Genomic DNA, 25555 nt, shown 5'->3' on the forward strand with positions numbered 1-25555 from the left:
AATAGCGTTAACTTAATGTTAATTTGTTAATAAAAAATGATAAAAATAAAATTCCTCTTCATTATCTCATTGTTATTTTTTGGTAATTCTTTCGCAGCTTTTTCGCAAACTAAAGAAACTGCCACCTTACTTCCTCAATTCAACCAAACATTCAATGTTAGTTATGATGCTTCCACAGAGCATTGGTTCAAGTTTGACAAGTTGGCGGGAGAAGGAGTTACCGTTGTCGCTAGTGGGCATTTTAATAATTCAAGCGGAATGAATGTTTTTCTTTATGATGCTGCCGATAATCTTTTAGGAAGCTTCGGCTATTCCACTTTGACTGACGGTAATACCTTATCATTTGACGAGCAAATATCTTCAGCAGGTACGTATTATTTAAAAGTATCAGGTCAGGCGGTGGGTAATTATGACTTAGCGGTTTATTCCACGTGGTCTTCTGCGGGTGCGCACGATGGGTTACGTACCTATAAGCACAGTTTTGGTAGTGCGCATTATTTAGTATCAGGGTCATATACTCGCACTCATCTAGAGCAAAATAATGCACCGTTAACAGATTATTATCGTTTTAGTGCGAATGCAGGTGATACATTTACGGCTGCGATAACGGGAGCTTTTAATGCAGGTTGGGCACGAGTAACGCTTTATGATGAAAACTTTGTTTCATTAGGGCAAATCCAAACGGTTTATGATGGGGAAACAAAAGAATTATCAGAAGCTATAACTAAAACGGGGCTTTACTACCTTAGTATTTCAGGTACGTCTGTCGGTAGTTATCAATTAGCTATTACTGGAGCCGAAACAGATAGTGATAGTGATAATGATGGGCTTAATGATGCCGTTGAATATTTCCACCATTCTAACCCTTATGTGAAAGACACTGACGGTGATGGTGTTGAAGACGGTGCAGAGCTTGTAAACGGTGGTAACCCAAACGCCTTCAAAGAATATGCTCATGAAAGTGTTTCAAATGTAAAATCAACAGCCACTCAGTTACCTTACTTTAATCAAATGTTAACAGCAGAATACCAAGGGACTTCGAATACAGAGCATTGGTTCAAGTTTGACAAGTTGGCGGGAGAAGGAGTTACCGTTGTCGCTAGTGGGCATTTTAATAATTCAAGCGGAATGAATGTTTTTCTTTATGATGCTGCCGATAATCTTTTAGGAAGCTTCGGCTATTCCACTTTGACTGACGGTAATACCTTATCATTTGACGAGCAAATATCTTCAGCAGGTACGTATTATTTAAAAGTATCAGGTCAGGCGGTGGGTAATTATGACTTAGCGGTTTATTCCACGTGGTCTTCTGCGGGTGCGCACGATGGGTTACGTACCTATAAGCACAGTTTTGGTAGTGCGCATTATTTAGCATCAGGGTCATATACTCGCACTCATCTAGAGCAAAATAATGCACCGTTAACAGATTATTATCGTTTTAGTGCGAATGCAGGTGATACATTTACGGCTGCGATAACGGGAGCTTTTAATGCAGGTTGGGCACGAGTAACGCTTTATGATGAAAACTTTGTTTCATTAGGGCAAATCCAAACGGTTTATGATGGGGAAACAAAAGAATTATCAGAAGCTATAACTAAAACGGGGCTTTACTACCTTAGTATTTCAGGTACGTCTGTCGGTAGTTATCAATTAGCTATTACTGGAGCCGAAACAGATAGTGATAGTGATAATGATGGGCTTAATGATGCCGTTGAATATTTCCACCATTCTAACCCTTATGTGAAAGACACTGACGGTGATGGTGTTGAAGACGGTGCAGAGCTTGTAAACGGTGGTAACCCAAACGCCTTCAAAGAATATGCTCATGAAAGTGTTTCAAATGTAAAATCAACAGCCACTCAGTTACCTTACTTTAATCAAATGTTAACAGCAGAATACCAAGGGACTTCGAATACAGAGCATTGGTTCAAGTTTGACAAGTTGGCGGGAGAAGGAGTTACCGTTGTCGCTAGTGGGCATTTTAATAATTCAAGCGGAATGAATGTTTTTCTTTATGATGCTGCCGATAATCTTTTAGGAAGCTTCGGCTATTCCACTTTGACTGACGGTAATACCTTATCATTTGACGAGCAAATATCTTCAGCAGGTACGTATTATTTAAAAGTATCAGGTCAGGCGGTGGGTAATTATGACTTAGCGGTTTATTCCACGTGGTCTTCTGCGGGTGCGCACGATGGGTTACGTACCTATAAGCACAGTTTTGGTAGTGCGCATTATTTAGCATCAGGGTCATATACTCGCACTCATCTAGAGCAAAATAATGCACCGTTAACAGATTATTATCGTTTTAGTGCGAATGCAGGTGATACATTTACGGCTGCGATAACGGGAGCTTTTAATGCAGGTTGGGCACGAGTAACGCTTTATGATGAAAACTTTGTTTCATTAGGGCAAATCCAAACGGTTTATGATGGGGAAACAAAAGAATTATCAGAAGCTATAACTAAAACGGGGCTTTACTACCTTAGTGTTTCAGGTACGTCTGTCGGTAGTTACCAATTAGCTATTACGGGAGCACAAACAGATGGCGATAGTGATAATGATGGGCTTAATGATGCCGTTGAATACTTTCACCATTCTAACCCTTATGTAAAAGACACTGACGGTGATGGTATTGAAGACGGTGCAGAGCTTTTAAACGGTGGTAATCCGAATGCCTTCGCAGAATATGCTCATGAAAGCGTTTCGAACACTAAATCAGCAGCTACACAGTTACCTTACTTTAATCAAATGTTAACAGCAGAATACCAAGGGACTTCGAATACGGTTCATTGGTTCAAGTTTGACAAACTCGCGGGAGAAGGAATTACAGTTGCCACGACAGCACATTTGAACAATTCATCACCAATTAGAGTATTTCTTTATAGCGATGCTAATCAGCTACTTGCCGATTCTAGTAATTTTTATGATGGTAATACTGTTTCATTTGATGAAGAGATAGCATCAGCAGGCACTTATTATATTAAAGTAACAGGCGCTGGTGTGGGTAGTTATGATTTGTCAGTCAATTCAACTTGGAGCTCTGCGGGTGCTCATGATGGTTTACGCACCTATAAGCACAGTTTTGGTAGTGCCCATTATTTAGCATCAGGGTCATATACTCGCACTCATTTAACAAAGAGTAATACACCGTTAACTGATTATTATCGTTTTAGTGCAAATGCAGGTGATACATTTACGGCTGCGATAACGGGAGCTTTTAATGCAGGCTGGGCACGAGTAACGCTTTATGATGAAAACTTTGTTTCATTAGGGCAAATCCAAACGGTTTATGATGGGGAAACAAAATTATTAAATGTCACTTTTAATACTGATGGAGATTATTACCTTGGCATTTCAGGCAGTGCTGTTGGTGCTTATACTCTTGTCGCTACTTTTAATGGAATACCTACACAAACGGCTGATTCAATAGATAATACCCATGTAGACCGATTATTAAGTTTAATTGCCGATCCTATTGATATTTCAACGGGTGCTCATGTGCTTAGTCGAAATGTGATGCATGTTCAAGGTGCTTTGCCGTTAGATATGGAGTTAAATTATAGCTCATTCAATCCTAAAAATGGCAATATGGGTTATGGCTGGAATCATAGTTTTAATATGAAGCTCGAATTTCAAGCAGGGCAAACTGTAGCCTTAACCTGGCCAACAGGCCGTATTACACATTACAGCAACCCAAGCTCAGGCAGATACCAAATTGTGGATGGCGATGCTAAAGACAAATTTACTACTATTAATGGTGGTTATCAGTTAATCGATAAAAACCAAGTAACGTACGAATTTAATGCTAACGGACAACTTATCAGTAAAACTAATAAAGTAGGCCTGGCTTTAAACTATAGTTATACATCTAACCAGCTAACGTCGGTAACTGAACCATTATCAGGTCGGTATATAGATTTTACTTATGATCTTAGCGGGCGTGTAAGTAGTATTACCGCGCTTGATGCAGGTACTGTTAGTTTTACTTATAATGGGAGTAATAATTTAATTACGATTACTGATGCACTCACACACACAGAATCATTTACTTATGATGAAAATCATAGGTTACTAACGGGTACAGATGCTTTAAATGTTGTCTATTTTAGTAATACATATGATGCTCAAGGTCGAGTTATTCAACAAGAAGATGCTAGAACTGGTAATGACGCAGGTAATATCTCATATACTAATAATGCTGATGGCTCAACTACGGCTGTATATACCGACAGAACTGGTAAAAGTAAAACCTATATTCATGATGCCCAATATCGGTTAATTAGCTTAACGGATGAGTTAGGTAATACCTCAACTTATAGTTATGATAGTCAAGGCAATAAAATCAGTGAAACGGACAATTTAGGAAGAACAACTCGTTATTACTATGATCTTGAAAATAACTTAATTCAGTCGGTAGATACTTTCGGTAGCACTAGTACCTTTGCTTATGATGAAAATAGTAACCTGATTAGTTTGACCAATGCTAATTCAAAAAGTGCTCAATTTACCTATACAAATAATCGCTTAAGTTCAACGACAGATGCTTTGTCTCAAATCACGCAAACACAATACAATGCTGATGGGTTAGTTGTTGCTACGATTAAACCTAATCAGTCTCAAACGGACTATGTTATTAGTAATGGTCAAACGCAGTCAATTACAGATGGAACTGGAAATAGCGTTTCCTTAACTTATGACAATGCGGGTCGTGTTCTTACTATGACTGATGCTGCTGGTAAAGTTACGACTTACACCTATGACCTGAAAGGCCAGCTGTTAACGCAAACAGATCCACTAAATCATGTCACTACTTTTACTTATGATGCTAAAGGTAGGAAAACGTCAATAACCAACGCTAGAGGTTTTACAACGAGCTATAGTTATGATGGAAATGACAAGTTAATCACTGAAACTAATGCATTAAATGGTGTTACCAAATATACCTATGATGGTGAAGACAGGTTACTTACTATCGAAAATGCATTGGGTCATATAACTACTATTTTTACGTATGACAGTAAAGGACAAATGATAGGTGTTACTAATGCATTATTTGATACGACTCAATATGGTTATGATGCCGTAGGTAATAAAATATCAGAAACTAATGCCGCAGGAGATACAGTAGCGTTTGGATATGATGGTTTAGATCGTTTAATTACTCAAATTGATACCCTAAACCGCAATCAATTATTCAGTTATGACAAACTCAATAATTTATTAAGCCAAACTGATGCTAAAGGAAATAAAACGCAATTCTCTTATGATGCTTCTAATCGATTGCTCACGACAACCGACGCACTCAATGGTACGACAACACAAAGTTATTCACTAAATGGGCAACGAGCAAGTTTAACTGATGCTAATAATAATACTTTGCAATACACGTACGATGCTGAAGGACGTTTGGTTCGCTTAACTACAATGGATAATAAGTACTGGCAAACTGTGTTTAATTCTAGAGGCGCGATAAAAAAACTCACAAATGCTAGAGGGCAAGTTAGTCAATTTACGTATGACGATGCACTAAGATTAACATCTACTATTGAAACTACAGGTAATGTTAGTTATGAATACGACGCAAATGGTAATCGTACTAAAGCAACTACTTCACAAGGGCAATGGCTATATACTTACGATGCTTTAGATCGCCTTATCACTCATACAGATGTTTATGGTAACTTAATTCAATATCAATACGACGCTGTGAATCAACTTACCAGAATAACTTACCCTGATGGAAAAGCTGTTCATTATACATATAGCCAAGCTGGCCAGTTAACTAAAGTCACGGACTGGGAAAATAGAGTAACGAGTTATTATTACGATACTTTAGGTCGTTTAATTACCACAACTCATTCTAATGGTTTGACGACCAACTACAGTTACGACAAAGCGAGTCAACTAACAGGTAAAACGACTAAGAATTCAGGTAATGATAATATAATTGACTACAGCTACACTTATGATTTAGCAGGAATGCTAACTCAAGAAACAGGCTTTAATAGTTTAAAACCAGCACCTGTTATCACAAATATTACCTACGGATTAGACAACCGAGCACTAACCGCGAATAACCTACCAGTGCAATATGACTTTGATGGAAATATGACATCGGGCTGGTTAAATTACGGTCTTTCCTCTTTTACGTATGACTCACGTAATCGCTTAACTAGCGCAGGCGGTATTAACTATCAATACAATCCTGATAATCACCGTATTGCTAGTATAGAAGGGGCGAATACAACACGGTACATCGTTAACCCAGCAACCACTTTAGAACAAGTACTCATGGAAACAGATCAAAATGGAACGGTGAAAGCTTGGAATGTTTACGGCATAGGATTAATTGGTCGACAAAGTGCCACAGAAGGCTACCACACATATCACTATGATTATCGTGGCAGTACCGTAGCATTAACACGTGAAAACGCGTCAATTAGTAATCGATATTTCTACAGTCCTTTTGGCCAAAAAGTTCAACAGTGGGGCTCGAGTACTCAACCTTTTGCTTACAATGGCCGCGACGGTGTAATGACTGATAATAATGGTTTGTATTATATGCGCGCCCGTTTTTATAACCCGAGTATGCGACGCTTCATCAACCGTGATGTATTGTTGGGCAATCCAATTTCAGGGCAATCCTTAAATCGTTACGCTTATGTACAGGGAAACCCAGTGATGCTTGTAGATCCCGAGGGGGAGTTGGGGCATATAGCAGCAGGAGCTGTAATTGGAGGCCTTTTCGGAGGAGCTATGTATGCGATACAAAATCATGACAAGTCTGGTGGGGAATTTTGGCTCGGTTTGTTAAAATCTACTAGCATTGGTGCAGCATCCGGAGCTACTGCAGCAGCTGTTGGTCCTTTCGTTTTAGGAGGAGTGAAAGGGATAGCTATTCTAAAAGGAGCTGCAATTGGTGGCGTTAGTTCAATGGCGGGTTCTGCAGTTGATATAGCTCTTTCTATTGGCTTAAATCCAAAGAAATTAGAAGCTGAACATCTAAATAAGTTTGGAGAAGACATACTTGTGGGGATGTTGGCTGGGGGAGTTTTTAGTAAATTATTACCCGCTAAAAGCTCGATGATAAATAGTAAAAAATTGGCAAAGGGATTAGGGCTTAAAGATTTATTTAAAGGAAATAAGGAATTAAGGAAAGCTTTTTTAGGGAAAAATATGAGGCTTGGCATTTTCAGTGAATCAACAACTTTGATCCTTAAAAATGTCCTTGGAATAAAAGGAGCAATGGCTCATGAGTCAAAGTGATATTTGTAGAGTTTTTTTTAAAATAAACTCTTTTAACTATTTAATCGATAGAGCTGTATTTATGAGTAATAAAATAACTAAAATTCAATTTAAGAGTTTAAACGTTTTTATAATCATTTGTTTACTATTTACCACTAACGTCTTCGCCGTTACATACACTTATGACGACTTAGGTCGCATTACTGAAGCTGATTATGGCAATAATTTAAAAGTAACATATCAATATGATGCAGCGGGAAATCTTCTGTCATCTATTAACAATCATGCGAGTGTTGACAGTGATAATGACGGTCTAACCGATGCGTATGAATTAGCTAACGGTTTAAACCCTTACAACCAATTTGATGCATATATTGATTCAGACGGAGACGGATTAACAAATCTTGAAGAATTCAACTTAGGCACCAATCCCAACTCACAAGACACTGATGGAGATGGCGTTTTAGATGGAAAAGACTCAGCTCCCTTAGATCCAACTCTAGGTGGCGTAAAGTCAACTATTGACTTTAATGGTGACGGCCTAGCAGATATATTGCTTAGAAATGAAAGTACGGGTCAATGGTACTTATACGGTATCAATACTGATTTAAGTTTAGCGAGTTGGGGTGGTGTAGGGCTGACAACGGACAGTAGCTGGACAGTACAAGACATAGGGCATTTTAATAATGATAGTAATGCTGATGTACTGGTACGGCATGATAATGGTCGTTGGTATCAATTTACCTTAGATGGAAACCGCAGTGTAACAGGCGATGTAGGGTTTATAGGTCAGTTACCAGCCTCACAAGAATTTGAATTTAAAGGCTTGCAAGACTTTGATAACGACGGACTGTCAGATGTATTGGTGAGAAACAGTGTTAATGGCAGTTGGTGGTTATATCGTCTTGATGGAGCTAAAGGGGTTGCGAGCTATCGAAGCTTAGGGGTAACAACTAACCAAGACTGGGTATTTGAAGGACTTAGCGACCTTAATAACGACGGTTATGTTGATGTGTTATTACGCCATAACACCAACGGTGCATGGTATGTTAACCACCTTGATGCGAATGGCGATGTATTATCGAGCTCAGGCGGATTAGGGTTGAGTCGCAATAGTGATTGGCAAGTTAAACGGATAATCGATATGAACGGCGATGGGGTGGTTGACCTACTGCTCCAACATGAAAACAGCTATGCTTATGAAGCAGTTGCTTTAAACCTAAACCGAACAGAGCGAGCGGCGGGTAGTCATAGCCTAAGTGCGGGTATCCCACAAGATGCAGACTGGGTACTCCAACAAGTATCGGATTATAACCAAGACGGTAAAGTAGACCTGTTGTTACGACATAAAGGCGATGGTCGTTGGAAAGGGTTTTTGCTAAATGGGCAAGGTAACTTAGTCTCTGGTAGTGGTAATGTAGGCATGACATCAGATATCTCTTGGTACGTAGTGCCGAATGAATTTGACGAAGAGGAAGAGCAAGCAACCCCTGATGATTTTAATAGTGATGGCAATGCCGATGTGTTATTGCGTAATACAGGTAGTGGAGCTTGGTATTTATATCACTTGAATGGTGCTAGAGGTTTTGCATCGGGCTCAGGCGGTGTGGGTTTACCAGGAAGTACCGACTGGGAATTACAAGCCAAAGCAGACTTTAACGGTGATGGTCATTTAGATGTTCTATTACGTAATAATGTCAATGGTGCATGGCATATAAGTCATTTAGATGGTAGTAGAGGGTTAGCATCAGGTAGTGGTGGAGTAGGTATGACGCGCAGCTTAGATTATGAGTTTAAAGCGGCGGCAGACTTTAATGGTGATGGTAATGTAGATGTCCTTGTTAGACATAAAACCAATGGTGTTTGGTGGGTATACCATTTAGATGGCTCACGAGTCATCATGGGAGATAGTGGCGGTTTACCGTTAACGAGAAACGTTGATTATAAATTTCAAGGCGTAGGTGATTTTAACGGTGATGATAGCCCCGACGTGTTAGTGAGACATAGTGGCAATGGTTATTGGTACTTATTCCAGTTAAATGGCGCAAGAAGTTTAGCAGCGGGTAGTGGAGGTATAAGTTTGACGCGGAGCTTGGATTACGAGTTTAAAGCGATAGCTGATTTTAATGATGATGGGGAGCTTGATATATTAACGCGTAATATGGTCAATGGCTCATGGTTCTTATATCATTTAGATGGCACGAGACGATTTGCAGCGGGAAGTGGCGCGGTACGTATCACGACGAATCAAAACTTTGAGTTTGTCAGTGCCAATGACTTTAATGGCGATGGTCATACGGATGTACTTATTCGTAATGCGACAACAGGCACTTGGTGGTTAAGTCATTTAAACGGAGCACTTGGTGCTGCAACAGGTAGTGGTGGGATTGGTATGACAGTTGATACAAATTGGGTGTATCAGTAAAAATTTCTGCTATTAATCATGATTGTAGTAATTTCGCAGAGCAAACAAAAAAACAATTTATCTGATGTGTTTGTAAGGTAGTTTCTTTTCTTTTTGTTATAAGGTTGTAAGAATTAATGTTGTTCAATGGTTTATGTTTTAATAAAAGAGTGGTTTTTTCTTTAAAAAAAGTAGTAATGCTTCTTGTTTTTTTAATCTTTACCGTATCAGCTCATGCAACACTGAGTCTGATTAAAAATATAGAACAGGGTGACCAATTACAATTAACTCCATTAGGTGAGATGGGAAATAATGTTTATTTTTCAATTGACACAAAAGAGTATGGGGAAGAGTTGTGGTTTTACAACGGTCATAGTATATCGTTGTTCAAAGATATTTTCCCTGGCTCATCATCAAGTAGACCGACTAATTTCGTGGTAGTTAATAACAAATTTTATTTTAAAGTAGGGGCTTGTTGTGGATACGGTGAAGTATGGCAAAGTGATGGCACTCCTACAGGTACACGTAAAATCTACAATATTCCATCTGGATTTGATTTTAACTCTTTAATTCCTTTAGGTAATAAACTTCTAATTCATGGAAAGTCATATTCAAATTATAAAGATCAAATTTTAGAGCTGAAATCAGATGGCACAACAGTATTGATTGACGAAAAAGATTCTATTAAAAACATAACTTTAATAAATGGAGGTATAGCTTACTCACAATATAGTAGCGCGACGGGTAACGAAATGTCATTTATAGATTCTTCTGGTGTTGTATACGATTTTGATTTAAATACTGGAAGTGATGGATCAGATGCAAATGATTTTGTATGGTTAAATTCGTTATTATATGTTGTGGGCAATGAAAACCTTTGGCAGATAAATCTAAATAATCAACAGGTTAGTGTTGTAAAAACGTTTGCTGGCAATATTTCTCAAATTGTTAGCTTAAATAATAAACTTTGTGTATTTACTTCAGAATCATATAGCAAAAAAATGTGGCAATCAGATGGTACAGATAATGGTACTACGATGGAAGGAAATTACGAACCTGATAACTTATTTGTCGGAAAAAATGAAATATTCTTTACTAAAAAGAGGCAGTATTCATGGAACAGTACGATTTTATACAGGAGTGATTGTACGAGCTCATCAACTATAAAAATCAAAGATGTTTACGACGAAGATTATAATATTCATACAGATTATAATTGGTTGATCTTTCCTGAATTTCACCAAGTAATTGATGATTTGCTTTATTTTACTAATAATACAGCGGTAACAGGCGGCGAACTTTGGCAAGTGAATTTATCAAATAACACTGTTTCATTGTATAAAGACAATTTAGTGGGGGCGGGAAGTTCTCATCCTGGAAACTTTTATAATTCATCCAAAGGATTATTTTATACGGCCACAGAATTATCTGGTCAAAAATTATATCTGTTATCAGGCGAAGGACTAAAGAGCTTCACTATTAATACTGGTTACGATTTAGGCAGTTCCCCTACGTATATAGGAGAATATCTGAATAAAGAACTTTTTATTATTAAGACAGTTGAGTTTGGTGATGAACTTTGGGTCTTAGATCAAAGTAAACAGCTAACATTACTTGATGAAATAAATGAAGGTACGGGGAATTCAGAGATTAGATATCTCGGCAAATTTAATAATGATTTTTATATACAAGCATTTGATTTAGTTAACGGCTATGCTATATGGAAAGTAGATCTAAGCAATAACTCTGTTGGTATAGTGTTTAAATCTGATACCGTAAAAACAAACAAATGGGTTCAGGATTTTGCAGTTGTTTCTGAAGGTTTTTATTTCATATTAGAAGAGAAAATTGGTTGGGGTCTGGAGTTATGGTTTTCCGATGGCAAATCCCCACCTAAACTAATAAAGAATAAAGGTACTCCAACATCCTTAAATGTAGTCAATGATGTTTTATACTTTTCGGCAGATGGCACGAATGAAAGTGATTATTGGGTAAATCGCTTATGGAGTGTTATCGTTGATAATGGCAAAATAACTATAAATGAGCTAAATAAAGACTTCTATGGTGATGTTTATGCTCTCTCTGAAAGTAAATTATTAAACGTCGATAACAATACCTTAAATATATTTAATATATTGTCAAATACAAAAACCGATGCTAAAAGTTTCTGTGTCAGTGATTGTTATTCATCGTTGATCACACCTCTAAAAGCGTTAACTAATGATCATATTCATGAATATCCAGATAAGTTCTACTTTGTCGCTGATAATCAAAGCTTCGAACCTTCGCTGTGGAAATTAAATAAATCTAATTTAGCAATATCTGTTATTCCTAATGTTGTTTTGTCTAATGATTGTAAAAGTCGAATGGATGTGGTGCCTTTCGATGATGAGATACTCTTTTTCTGTACTTATAATATTTATAAATATAATTTAAATACAAAAGTATTTACCCAAGTCGAGTCTGTTGAAACAAGTATTGAAGTAAAAGGCGTGGTTGGAAATTCTGTTTACTATGTAGTGTCAATGAATTATTACAAAATTCAAAATGGAGAAAATAATGTAACTCAACTAGGTGAGTTATCATGGATGGATGACTTTATCGCAGATGGCCTTCATGGCACATACATAATGACTGATTCTTATATGGGAAGGGAATTATGGTCGTATATTGATGACGTTGATTCTGATGGGGACGGTTTATCAGATGAATTTGAATTGGCTTACGGCCTAAACCCACTTGACGCCTCAGATGCATTGTCAGACTCAGACGGGGATGGTTTTACGAACTTAGAAGAATTTACTTTAGGGACAAACCCAACACTTGCTGACACAGACGGCGACGGCGTACTTGACGGCGACGACTTATCACCTTTAGTTTCGTTAGCTGATAATCGTGGAGTCGACTTTAACAATAACGGCCTAGCAGATATATTGCTCAGAAATGAAAGTACGGGTCAATGGTACTTATACGGTATCAATACTGATTTAAGTTTAGCGAGTTGGGGTGGTGTAGGGCTGACAACGGACAGTAACTGGACAGTACAAGACATAGGGCATTTAAACAATGATGTTAATGCTGATGTACTGGTACGCCATGATAATGGCCATTGGTATCAATTTACCTTAGATGGTAACCGTAGTGTTACAGGCGATGTAGGGTTTATAGGACAGCTGCCACAATCAAAAGACTTTGAATTTAAAGGATTGCAGGACTTTGATAACGATGGGCTATCCGATGTACTAGTCAGAAATAGCACCAATGGCAGTTGGTGGCTATATCGTCTTGATGGAGCTAAAGGCGTTGCGAGCTATCGAAGCTTAGGGGTAACAACTAACCAAGACTGGGTATTTGAAGGACTTAGCGACCTTAATAACGACGGTTATGTTGATGTGTTATTACGCCATAACACCAACGGTGCATGGTATGTTAACCACCTTGATGCGAATGGCGATGTATTATCAAGCTCAGGCGGATTAGGGGTAAGTCGCAATAGCGATTGGCAGGTTAAACGTCTTGTTGATATGAACAGCGATGGCGTGGTTGACTTATTGCTACAACATCAAAGCACTTATGCCTATGAAGCCGTGGCCTTAAACCTTAATCGCACAGAGCGTGTAGCAGGTACTCACAGCTTAAGCGCAGGTATCCCACAAGATGAAAACTGGGTACTTCAACAAGTCGCAGACTATAACCAAGACGGTAACGTAGACCTAATTGTACGACACAAAGCTGATGGCCGCTGGAAAGGCTTCTTACTTAATGGACAAGGCAACCTAGTACCAGGTAGTCGTAACATGGGCATGACTAAAGATATCAACTGGCATGTTGTCCCTACAGAGCAAGCAGAAGAAGATGCAATAATCAACGATGACTTTAACGGCGATGGTATTCCCGACGTGCTTATGCGTAATAGCAATGGTATTTGGTGGATTAATCACCTTAATGGCAATCGTGGTCTTGCAGCTAATTCAGGCGGCATAGCGATGATAGGTGATACGAACTATCAACTTAAAGCCAAAGCAGACTTTAACAACGATGGTTTTGAAGATGTACTGGTGAGAAACATGAATACAGGAGTATGGTTCATGTATCACTTAAACGGTGCAAGAGGGTTTGCAGCTAATTCAGGTGGTGTTGGCCTATCAACGAGCTTAGACTGGGAATTTAAAACAGCCGAAGACTTTAATGGCGATGGTAACGTTGACATTTTAATGCGTAACAGCGTAACAGGCGGTTGGTGGATATATCATATGAATGGTGCGCGTGGTTTAGCGGCTAATTCAGGTGGTATAGCCTTAACAACAAACGCAAGCTACGAGTTTACAACAGCGAAAGACTTTAATGGCGATGGCAATACCGACGTACTGGTGAGAAACAGCAGTACAGGGGCTTGGTACCTTTATCATCTTAATGGTAACCGTGGTTTTGCAGCAGGCTCAGGTGGTATAGGTATGAGTTACGACACCGACTGGGAATTTAAAGCCGCACAAGACTTTAACGGTGATGGTAATACCGACATTCTTGTACGCAATAGCGCAACTGGTGGTTGGTGGTTATACCACTTAACTGGTGCAAGAGGTATTGGTGCGGGCTCTGGAGGTTTAGGGCTAACAACTGGCGCAGCATGGCAGTTTAAGGCAGCCAATGACTTTAATGGTGATGGTAATACCGACGTGCTTATACGTAACAGTAATGGCGCATGGTATCTGTATCACCTTAATGGCAATAGAGGCTTTGCCGCTGGCTCAGGTGGTGTAGGAATGACCACTAATGGCAGTTGGATGTATCAGTAAATAGAGCTAAATGAGTGGTAATTAGCCATTAAATTATATAATGTAAAGCTCCAGTAAAGTAACTGGGGCTTTAGTTTTCAATATGATGTTTTTGATTCATTAAGTATAAGCGTTAGCTAAAATACGCCTATTAGATCTAGTTATTTCTCTTAAATTAGTTTTATAAAAAGCTAAATTAAGAGAAATAATTTTGCTTCTTTAGTAACAAATAACAAGTTAAATACGATTATTTAAGGAAATACAATGAATATTAAAACTGCTTTTATCATACCATCTACATTATTATTTATATCATTAAGTGTTTCAGCTGAAACAGTGCCAAACATTTTTTCACCCAATACCCCCGCTAAAGCGGCTGAGGTAAATGAAAATTTTGATTTCTTAGCATCTAAATCTATGGGGATGAATTTAATTGATGGTGAAATAGAAGTAGATGTTGATTGTACTGCTGATGCAGCTGCCTTGAATAAGGCTTATACAGAACATGTAAATTATAAAGATTTAAATTTTAGAATAAAAGGTAATTGTTATGGCGATATAACTGTTAAACGTACATTTGATGGGGATAACAACTGGGAAGGAAACTCTTATCAAGTTGCTAGTCAAAGTATTAATATACAGCCACAAGAAGGGCATACCGCTGAGTTAATTCCAAACGACTTATCGGGCAAAGTAGCAATATGGGGCGGTTTTGGCGGTGGCTTATACCTTATCGACTTAACAATTACACTAGGAGACGACTGGGATTACGGTGCGGCTTTTTCACGAAATGGTCACGGTTCAGTTATCAATGTCACTATAATTGGTCCGGATACACCTAATGGAACAGGGATCCTCCTTCAAGAGGGAGCACAAGCTTATATTTCTGGAGTTAATATTAGCAAGGTTGCATTGGGAATTTTTGGTAATAATAATGCAGCTATTAGGTTTATTCAAACGCCTAGTACGGTTTCTAGCCAAAGTGAAGCTGTAAAAGTATTAGGTTCCTCTGTTCGTCAGCAAGTAGCTCTTGATATTACGTCTGCTCAAGGTAAGGCACTTGATTTAGATGGAGGTACGAACTGGATGGGATGGGGTCAAAGTATTACAGCAACAGGCAATAATATTTTGATTGGTGGCGGTTCAACGCTTGCAGTAGATATTTTAGATGTAACAGGAGTTATTGATGTTGAAAATACTTCATTATTAAAGGCAACAAACTTATCATCGACAAGTAATTTACAAGTGTCTAATAGTGAGCTTAACCTAGTTAATGCGACAGTAGGTGGAAATACCAATTTTTATATGTCGAAACTTAATGCACAAAATATTAATGCTACTGGGCTGTATTTGTGGAACTCTAGTTTTAATATATCGAGTGGTAATATTACAGCATTTACAACTCTTACAGAAAGATCTTTATTGCGTGTTGAAAATACAACACTTAGTGGGGTTCTTGTTAACAATAGTACCTTAAGCGGGCAAAGCTTAACAATCTTGAATGCTGATATCCAAAACAATGCAATGTTAGATATTACAACGTCAACTATTACAAGCAACTTTGATGTTGATAGTAATTCTACTGCTATCTTAGAAGACATCACCTTTAATGGTTCGCAATTTAATATAAATCAGTCGGATGTGAGAATTCTAGGCACAACTAAAATGCCAACAAGTAAACTTGCATGCTGGGGGCTTTCTCAAGTGGAATATGAGGGGAATAATGACATTTTAGCAACAGCACCCAACTCCAATTGTTTAGACCAATCTTCCATTACTACTTTAATAGATTTAGTTAAATCTAATCATTCTATTCCAGAGTAATTATTAAGTTAAATAAATTTACTATTTAACTTAGGAGGTTAATGTGAATATAAACATAAATTTAAAAATGTGTTTTTTTGTATCTGTAATTGGCTTAACTCTACAAGCTAATGCGGCAGATCTTAAATGGAATGTAAATAATTGGGATAGTAACTCTTGGCAAATTGGTGGCAATTCTGACTATTTAGATTTGGATAATGATGGCGTATTAAATTTACGCGACCTTGATAAAGATGGTGATGGTTTAAATGACGATATTGATACCGATGATGATGGTGATACATTACCCGATGCGTGGGAGCAAGCGAACGGATTAGATAAAAATAATAGTTACGATTCAACATTAGATTCAGACAACGACGGCTTAACTAATCTAGAGGAATATAACTTAGGTACAAATCCTACGTTAATGGATACAGATGGTGATGGTTATACCGATGGGTTCGAGGTTAACTCGGGTACAGATCCTCTTTCAAGTGCATCTAGCCCAGTTGCAGGCCCACTAGCATTTACACCAGGAAATATAAGCAACACTTCGGCTGTTATTATTCCAGACGGACGCCCAGGGTATGTAGCCTATGAGGGTATAAGTTTAACTTTTAATGATAATAATACGGGGTTGATAGGTAACGGTAGTGCCCAAAATTATCAAGAAGAAACAATTAATTGGTCGATTCTAGATGACCGCATTTTAGTTGAGACTACCAAAAAAACCTCTAATAATATTTACCTGCCTTCAGATTATATTACTGAAACTTATGGGCAAGGTGTTGCAGGTGAAGTAGCTCAATTAGAAGCTCAAGGAGCATTTCCATTTGGAGAAATAGAGGAGAAAGTGGGAATTACTCTACGTACAATTGAAAAAATATCAGATAATAATGGTGTATCTCGCGTTAATATTGTGAACACTTTAGAAAAATATTTGGTACTGCCAGAAGGATATTCTTGGACTAATGAACAGCCACTTGTTAATGAAGTGTCTAGTACAGTAGAAACATATTATGCTAACCCTAGTAGTTTATTGTCTGAATTATCTTCCTTTGATATTCAAGGCGATTGGGGAGTTTCCCTTCACTATAATCATGAGAATGGACCTGTCTATGGTGGTAATGGAAGTACGCCGGGCATTTATGCTGATAAAATAAGCTTGATACAAGGAGGGAGCACAACAACAACCCATAGTGGATATAATTTTACTTGGTCTTTTATTAATAACACTATTGTATTAATTGATGGCGCAACTAAGTTTGTTATCACTCCTTTCATTAAAGTAGAGAAAACATATTTAGCCAATATAAAGCATTTTGAGAATGAGATACTAACAAGGGTTTACTCCAGCCAGTTAGCAAAATTCGATAATAGTTATGAAACTTTCACATCAGTAATGACTACCGAATTGCCTTATTTTATTCAATCAAATATTAACGCATACAATATTGATGCTTGGGACGGTGATAAGGTCGAATTTAGTTGGCTTTTTGGTTATCACTTTAAGGCTGATGGTACTTTACGTCGTGGTATTAATAGTAGCTATACTGATTGGGAAAATAAAACGGGACAAACTTTTATTATGGGGAGTGAGTGGAACTACTCAGTAGCTCAATATCTAGTAACAATGACATATAGTAGTGTTGATACAGAGCGAGAGCGAATATGGCAGATTATTTCTGTTGATAGTGGAGGTAATGCATTAGCTATTGAGCACTCAACATTTGATTATGATTCAAATAATAACGGTATTATTGAAGAGTTTGAACGAGGTAACTATATTCCACCGCGTTTTAATATTTTGCAATTGGCCGATTTAAGTCAATATCCAGAAGCTTGGAATTCTCTTGCCGATTCAGATGGCGATGGCTTAAATGATTATCAAGAAGCAGACTTAGGCACTGACATTAATAACGCTGATTCTGACGAAGATGGTATGGATGACAAGTATGAGTTTGACAATGGCCTTGATCCACTTAATGGTCTTGATGCATTTGGCGATAAAGACAACGACGGTTTAACCAATCTTACAGAATACCAAGCAGGCACAGACCCAACCAATAACGACACCGATGGCGATGGTATCTTGGATGGACAAGACTATGCTCCCTTAGATCCAACTTTAGGTGGCGTAAAGTCAACCATTGACTTTAATGGTGACGGCCTAGCAGACATACTGCTCAGAAATAAAAGCACGGGTCAATGGTACTTATACGGTATCAATACCGACTTAAGCTTAGCGAGTTGGGGCGGTGTAGGGCTGACAACGGACAGTAACTGGACAGTACAAGACATAGGGCATTTAAACAATGATGTTAATGCTGATGTACTGGTACGCCATGATAATGGCCATTGGTATCAATTTACCTTAGATGGTAACCGTAGTGTTACAGGCGATGTAGGGTTTATAGGACAGCTGCCACAATCAAAAGACTTTGAATTTAAAGGATTGCAGGACTTTGATAACGATGGGCTATCCGATGTACTAGTCAGAAATAGCACCAATGGCAGTTGGTGGCTATATCGTCTTGATGGAGCTAAAGGCGTTGCGAGCTATCGAAGCTTAGGGGTAACAACTAACCAAGACTGGGTATTTGAAGGACTTAGCGACCTTAATAACGACGGTTATGTTGATGTGTTATTACGCCATAACACCAACGGTGCATGGTATGTTAACCACCTTGATGCGAATGGCGATGTATTATCAAGCTCAGGCGGATTAGGGGTAAGTCGCAATAGCGATTGGCAGGTTAAACGTCTTGTTGATATGAACAGCGATGGCGTGGTTGACTTATTGCTACAACATCAAAGCACTTATGCCTATGAAGCCGTGGCCTTAAACCTTAATCGCACAGAGCGTGTAGCAGGTACTCACAGCTTAAGCGCAGGTATCCCACAAGATGAAAACTGGGTACTTCAACAAGTCGCAGACTATAACCAAGACGGTAACGTAGACCTAATTGTACGACACAAAGCTGATGGCCGCTGGAAAGGCTTCTTACTTAATGGACAAGGCAACCTAGTACCAGGTAGTCGTAACATGGGCATGACTAAAGATATCAACTGGCATGTTGTCCCTACAGAGCAAGCAGAAGAAGATGCAATAATCAACGATGACTTTAACGGCGATGGTATTCCCGACGTGCTTATGCGTAATAGCAATGGTATTTGGTGGATTAATCACCTTAATGGCAATCGTGGTCTTGCAGCTAATTCAGGCGGCATAGCGATGATAGGTGATACGAACTATCAACTTAAAGCCAAAGCAGACTTTAACAACGATGGTTTTGAAGATGTACTGGTGAGAAACATGAATACAGGAGTATGGTTCATGTATCACTTAAACGGTGCAAGAGGGTTTGCAGCTAATTCAGGTGGTGTTGGCCTATCAACGAGCTTAGACTGGGAATTTAAAACAGCCGAAGACTTTAATGGCGATGGTAACGTTGACATTTTAATGCGTAACAGCGTAACAGGCGGTTGGTGGATATATCATATGAATGGTGCGCGTGGTTTAGCGGCTAATTCAGGTGGTATAGCCTTAACAACAAACGCAAGCTACGAGTTTACAACAGCGAAAGACTTTAATGGCGATGGCAATACCGACGTACTGGTGAGAAACAGCAGTACAGGGGCTTGGTACCTTTATCATCTTAATGGTAACCGTGGTTTTGCAGCAGGCTCAGGTGGTATAGGTATGAGTTACGACACCGACTGGGAATTTAAAGCCGCACAAGACTTTAACGGTGATGGTAATACCGACATTCTTGTACGCAATAGCGCAACTGGTGGTTGGTGGTTATACCACTTAACTGGTGCAAGAGGTATTGGTGCGGGCTCTGGAGGTTTAGGACTAACAACTGGCGCAGCATGGCAGTTTAAGGCAGCCAATGACTTTAATGGTGATGGTAATACCGACGTGCTTATACGTAACAGTAATGGCGCATGGTATCTGTATCACCTTAATGGCAATAGAGGCTTTGCCGCTGGCTCAGGTGGTGTAGGAATGACCACTAATGGCAGTTGGATGTATCAGTAAATAGAGCTAAATGAGTGGTAATTAGCCATTAAATTATATAATGTAAAGCCCCAGTAAAGTAACTGGGGCTTTAAAATTATAAGTTTAAATATCCACAACCTGAATGTATTGCTTAAATTTCAACCACTGATAAGAAAGATGCTTGTTAAATTAATTTTTAAGGTGAGTAGTACTTTTCCTATAGTGCTGATTTTGTGTGTTGCGTTTTATTAGGGTAAAAAAGTTAACTACACAGAGATAATAAATTTTTGGAGAATATTTTGAATAAATATTTCATATTCGCGTTGATAGCTCTTCTTATTATTGTCTATAAGGTAGGAGGTGATGATTCGGCACCCATTAAAGTTGCATTAGTCAATGAAATAAGTGATAAAGGCTCATCAATGAAGTTGGCCAAATCATTAAAAGTTTCTACTAAGGGCACAGGGAGTACAAATGAATCAAGTCCGCTTGAAGGTATTGGGCCTAACGACACTGAAGTTTCAGCGCATATAATTTCAGAAGAAGACTTTTTAGAAAAAGAGCATGTTATTGTTTTAGATGAGTATGTTAATAGCAGTTATGTGATTGATGATGTGACTGAACCACCTAAAGACTATGCCAAAGATATTCCTTTAGAAATGCTTTCCGTGAATGAGGTTAAAGTTGAAGACATGGTTGAATATAGCCAAAATATTTCCTTAGAATCGATGACGGAAACTATTGATGAAATAAATTATGGAGACATGTTTCCTACCGAAAATAGTGTTTTATTAGACGATATGATTGATTATAATGTTGAGATAAATACAATAAAAGCAAGTGGTTAATTAGTTAAGAAAATAATCGTAAAGATATTAAAGAGCGAATAGTAGTTTAATTTTATAAAGCTTTATAAAGTAATAAAGCGATTACGAAAAGAGGGAAGAACAAAAATTTTAATTAATTAATTTAAGGATCATACATTGAAAACTTTTTGTTTTAATGACCTTTTAGCAGACGATCAATTTTTACTAGATTTAGGTAAACTTGATATTGTTGATGTTGGCGCTCAGGTATTGGATTATGAAAAGCATATTTATCAACCTTTAGTAGAAAATTTAAATACTACTATTGTTGGGTTTGAGCCTGTAACTGAAGCAAGAGATAAATATGTAGCAGTGGGTGGTAAATGTAAAATATTTCCCTTTGTTATTGGTGATGGGCAAGACGCTATTTTTTATGAAACGAACAATTCGGCGCTTTCTTCTGTATATAAGCCAAATATAGCTTTACGCCAAAGGTTTGTGGGAGGGCATGGAATGTATGGTGTAAAGGATGCTCAATCAGTTAAAACAAAAAAACTCGATGATATTAAAAGTATTAGCAATTGTGACTTTTAAAAACTAGACACCCAAGGTGGTGAACTTGCTGTAATCAATGGAGCCAAAGAATTATTAAAAGACGTTTTAGTTATTCATGCCGAATCATTTTTTATTCCATTTTATGAAAATATGCCATTATGGTCAGACTTGGATCCCGTTATTAGAGAAAATGGATTTGAGTTAGTTGATATGTTTCCATTAGGGCGCAGGTTAACCTCTTTTGGTGAAATAAAAGATAAGTTTGTTGAATCTAATCTTCCACAACCGTCACGGTTAGTGTGGGGAGATTTTTGTTATGTCAAAGGCCCTAAGCACTTGCTAGATATGACAAGTACAAAATTAAAGAAAGCTTCTTTAATAATGCATTTTATTTACAAAAAATATGACTTATCAGCTTCAATATTAGACATTCATGACAAAAAATTTAAAACCAACTTTTTAGAAGCATACTTTAAATAATTATTATCACTTCTAGAAAAACAGTATTTTTGACTTCGAAGTAATGATGCATAGTTTATAAATTAGCTTGGCCAAGGTCGAAAGGGGATTTTGATGTAGTTGATTGTCCCCCCAATGTTGGCTACCCCTTAGTTATATTTCTTAATCATGTGAAACATCATAATACTTGCAATAAATATTAATTGATCAGATTAGTAAAGTCATCTACTATGCTTGCCTTTTGCTATATAAATAAAACTACCCCATTTAAATAATGATAACAACGGAATAACGCGTGCTATTTAACTCTCCATTTTATATCTTTGCTTTCCTGCCTGTTGTATTAATTGTTTATTTTACATTGAATAAAATGCGTTACACCCATCTCGGTAAAGCTTGGATGGTCTTAGCGTCATTATATTTTTATGGCTATTGGAACCCTGCTTATTTACTGTTAATTATAGCGTCTATGCTAGTTAATTTTGGTATTGGTAATGCATTACATAAAACCAAAACCAGCGACCAAAGTATTTTATCTCGAAAATCTGTACTTATTCTTGGAATAGTATTGAATTTAGCCGTGCTAGTTTATTATAAATATAGCGATTTTTTTATTGTTAACTTAAATGAAGTGCTCGGTTTAAATATTGATTTATTGAATTTATTACTACCTTTAGCGATTAGTTTTTTTACCTTTCAACAAATTGCTTATTTAGTGGATTCTTATCAAAATGACACGCAAGAATATGATTTTTTGAACTACTGTTTATTTGTTTCTTTTTTTCCGCAACTTATTGCAGGACCTATTGTTCATCATAAAGAAATGATGCCGCAGTTTGCTAATTTAAAGAATACTTTTATAAATTATCATAATATCGCTAAAGGATTGTTCATTTTTTCAATTGGGTTATTTAAAAAAGTTGTTATTGCCGATACCTTTGCTATTTGGGCTAATCTAGGCTTTGATAGCCAAGTTCCGCTAAGTCTTTTTGAAGCTTGGGGAGCAAGTCTTAGTTATACTTTTCAATTATATTACGATTTCTCTGGTTATACCGATATGGCTATTGGTGTAGCACTACTGTTTAATATTCGCCTACCTTTGAATTTTAATTCCCCCTATAAAGCGACAGATATTCAAGATTTTTGGCGTCGCTGGCATATGACGTTATCTCGATGGTTGCGAGATTACCTTTACATACCGTTAGGTGGTAACAGGAAGGGCGCGGGGAGAACTTATTTTAATTTAATGGCGACTTTTATTTTAGGTGGTTTATGGCATGGTGCTGGTTGGACTTTTATTGTATGGGGAGCCCTTCATGGTGGGGCTTTAGCAATACATAGAATATGGCAAATAGTAAATGTTAAATTACCAGCCTATCTCGCTTGGACTCTTACTTTTCTTTTTATTAACTTTACTTGGGTATTTTTTAGAGCGAATGATATAGCATCTGCTTTTGCAATGCTCAAGGGAATGTTTGGTTTAAATGGTGTTAAAGGTACGGCGCAATTTTCTAGTTTTATTCAGTATTTTACCGGGTGGACACCTAGTTGGGAAATTGTTAACGGCAATCATTTAATTGGCTCAGTGTCTACCATACAAATGGTGTTTGTATTCGGGTTGGTTGTTTTTTTTGCAAAAAACACACTTGAGATAGGAATGAATAAAAACAAGTTTTCACTTGTTGATAGCGGTGTAATTAGTTTGTCTTTGCTTTTAGCGGTGCTATTGGGAATTGCCTCAACTGCATCAGAATTTCTTTATTTTAATTTTTAACATTATGTATTATAAAAAGTTTTTAATACTTACACTCTCTATGTTTATTGGTCTGGTAATAGGCTACTTTTATATTGTTGATCAACATATAATTATTGACAGAACAGCGCCTTTTTCTTATCGACAGTTTTTATTAGAAACCTCTGCTGATACGCAAGGTAAAGTTATAGTAGAGTCAGGTTCAAACTCAGTTCATTCAATAGATCCTTTTTTATTGGTTGACTATTTTAATGCCCCAGCTATAACGAGTGCAGATAATGCAGGCTATCCCCTACAACTGAAGATATACAATTTATTAAAGGTGGTTAAAACAGGTGATGTTGTGATCTTGCCATTAGAATGGAATCAGTACTCTTATAATGAGCAATTACCAGACAACTTCTTAACAGCGCTTGCTGACAAAAACTTAAAACTTGAGTATTATTTTAATAACTTGCCTTTTGTGGAAAAAATGAAGTTTGTCTTCACTCAGTACCCACTTAAAAGTGCGCTAACAAGTTTGTTTATTCAACGAAACAAAGGAGAACTTTTACGTGAGGATTTAAAACGCTTATCAAAGTTTGATATTTTACTCGGGAAAAATTCAAATGAAACCTATGGAAACTCAGAACGCAATGGTTTAGAGCGGATAGAAAAAGACGGAAGTCATAATAAAAGCTGTGACCAGTATGTGTTAGATGCTCAACTTAGCAAAGGATTTATGATTACCGATGTATTTAAAGATAATTTAGAGCGTTTATTATTATTAAAAGATAAAGGTGTAAAGGTTTACTTTACTTGGCCTACAGTAGTTGATGGAAAGGATAGTACCTGTTATACAGGTAAAATTGCTAAAAGAGAATTACCAGGCTTTGCTCATAAAATTAAAGTAATGATTGAGAACAAAGGCTTTGAATTTATTGGTGATTATAAAGATAATCGTTTCTCAAGTGAATGTTTTCTGAACACTTACTATCATATAAAAAAGGAATGTGCTCAAACAAGAACCACTAGGCTAGTAAAAGCATTCGCAGAGCGTAATGTTTTACCGATTGATAATACCAGTACCCTTGAGCCCTTTTTGAAAAAAACATCTGAAAAGCTAGCAAAGATTAGGGATGATATTGCTAATACATTAATTAAAACCTATTCAACAATAAGTAAAGAGTCTATATCAGGCAGTGAACTACCAAATAAGGTGCTTTTTGTAAAAGGTTGGTCCTTTCAGCAAAAGGCGGGTGTTTGGAGTATCGGAAAAGAGTCTATTATCAGTTTTTTATTAGAAAATAGTTTACTTAAACAACCAATAATTAATATTACCTTAGACGGTGAATACTATAATGGTACTGATAAAACAGAAGTGTTAATAAATGGTAAATCAATGGGGTTTCATGTGCTTAAAAACAGAACCTTTTCTTTGCCGAGCCAAAGGCTTACTACTAATAACCTTATTATTACCTTACGACATAGTAATATTAAATCACCTTTTGAGTTAAACAAAAGTAAAGATAAACGGAAAATTAAATTTTACTTTAAGCGCATTACTGTTGATTGAGTTACAAAGCATTATTTGTATAGTAGCGGTGTTGCTATGTTCATTTGGATACTTTATTAAAACCGAGCATTAATAATAGCTAAGATAAACTTTTTGTATTAATTATTTTCCTTTATATGCAATGACAATAAGTAGAATAAACGTTATATTGTCGCAAAATTTTTGAATGGCGCTTTTAAAGCACTATT

Annotated in this window: 9 protein-coding genes and 1 pseudogene; all 10 read left to right on the forward strand. The window is 37.3% G+C overall.

What is annotated here, in order from left to right; all coding sequences use genetic code 11:
- The first annotated feature begins 36 nt into the window (after positions 1-36).
- Positions 37-7269, forward strand: a complete 7233-nt coding sequence (locus tag QUD79_RS03410; protein WP_286289877.1) for an RHS repeat-associated core domain-containing protein — start codon at positions 37-39, stop codon at positions 7267-7269.
- Between the two features lie 61 nt (positions 7270-7330).
- Positions 7331-9673, forward strand: a complete 2343-nt coding sequence (locus QUD79_RS03415) for an FG-GAP-like repeat-containing protein (RefSeq protein WP_184426863.1) — start codon at positions 7331-7333, stop codon at positions 9671-9673.
- 176 nt (positions 9674-9849) lie between these two features.
- Entirely contained in the window at positions 9850-14448 is a 4599-nt protein-coding gene (locus QUD79_RS03420) for an FG-GAP-like repeat-containing protein (RefSeq protein ID WP_286289882.1), read from the forward strand.
- Positions 14449-14691: 243 nt separating this feature from the next.
- The gene (locus tag QUD79_RS03425) at positions 14692-16251 is read left to right on the forward strand and encodes a hypothetical protein (protein WP_184426932.1); all 1560 of its coding nucleotides are present in this window, start codon (positions 14692-14694) and stop codon (positions 16249-16251) included.
- Between the two features lie 43 nt (positions 16252-16294).
- Positions 16295-20278, forward strand: coding sequence for an FG-GAP-like repeat-containing protein (locus QUD79_RS03430; protein WP_286289885.1), 3984 nt, complete (start codon positions 16295-16297; stop codon positions 20276-20278).
- A gap of 260 nt (positions 20279-20538) precedes the next feature.
- Entirely contained in the window at positions 20539-21087 is a 549-nt protein-coding gene (locus tag QUD79_RS03435) for a hypothetical protein (RefSeq protein WP_286289887.1), read from the forward strand.
- A gap of 135 nt (positions 21088-21222) precedes the next feature.
- Positions 21223-21639, forward strand: coding sequence for a hypothetical protein (locus QUD79_RS03440; protein WP_184423599.1), 417 nt, complete (start codon positions 21223-21225; stop codon positions 21637-21639).
- 12 nt (positions 21640-21651) lie between these two features.
- Positions 21652-22080, forward strand: a pseudogene (locus QUD79_RS03445) (hypothetical protein); the annotation flags it as partial.
- 274 nt (positions 22081-22354) lie between these two features.
- Positions 22355-23833 carry an MBOAT family O-acyltransferase gene (locus tag QUD79_RS03450; RefSeq protein WP_184423597.1) on the forward strand — a complete coding sequence of 493 codons (1479 nt, stop codon included), beginning with the start codon at positions 22355-22357 and terminating at the stop codon, positions 23831-23833.
- Positions 23834-23873: 40 nt separating this feature from the next.
- A complete protein-coding gene (locus QUD79_RS03455) occupies positions 23874-25367 on the forward strand; it encodes a hypothetical protein (protein WP_184423596.1) in 1494 nt (497 codons plus the stop codon).
- Positions 25368-25555 lie beyond the last annotated feature (188 nt).

Origin of the sequence: Thalassotalea piscium (genome assembly GCF_030295935.1) — a bacterium.
GTDB classification, from domain to species: domain Bacteria; phylum Pseudomonadota; class Gammaproteobacteria; order Enterobacterales; family Alteromonadaceae; genus Thalassotalea_B; species Thalassotalea_B piscium.

Bases quoted from the DNA above. Each gene is read 5' to 3' on its own strand.
- QUD79_RS03410 (WP_286289877.1), top strand. From the start codon at position 37: ATGATAAAAATAAAATTCCTCTTCATTATCTCATTGTTATTTTTTGGT.
- QUD79_RS03415 (WP_184426863.1), top strand. From the start codon at position 7,331: ATGAGTAATAAAATAACTAAAATTCAATTTAAGAGTTTAAACGTTTTT.
- QUD79_RS03420 (WP_286289882.1), top strand. From the start codon at position 9,850: ATGCTTCTTGTTTTTTTAATCTTTACCGTATCAGCTCATGCAACACTG.
- QUD79_RS03425 (WP_184426932.1), top strand. From the start codon at position 14,692: ATGAATATTAAAACTGCTTTTATCATACCATCTACATTATTATTTATA.
- QUD79_RS03455 (WP_184423596.1), top strand. From the start codon at position 23,874: ATGTTTATTGGTCTGGTAATAGGCTACTTTTATATTGTTGATCAACAT.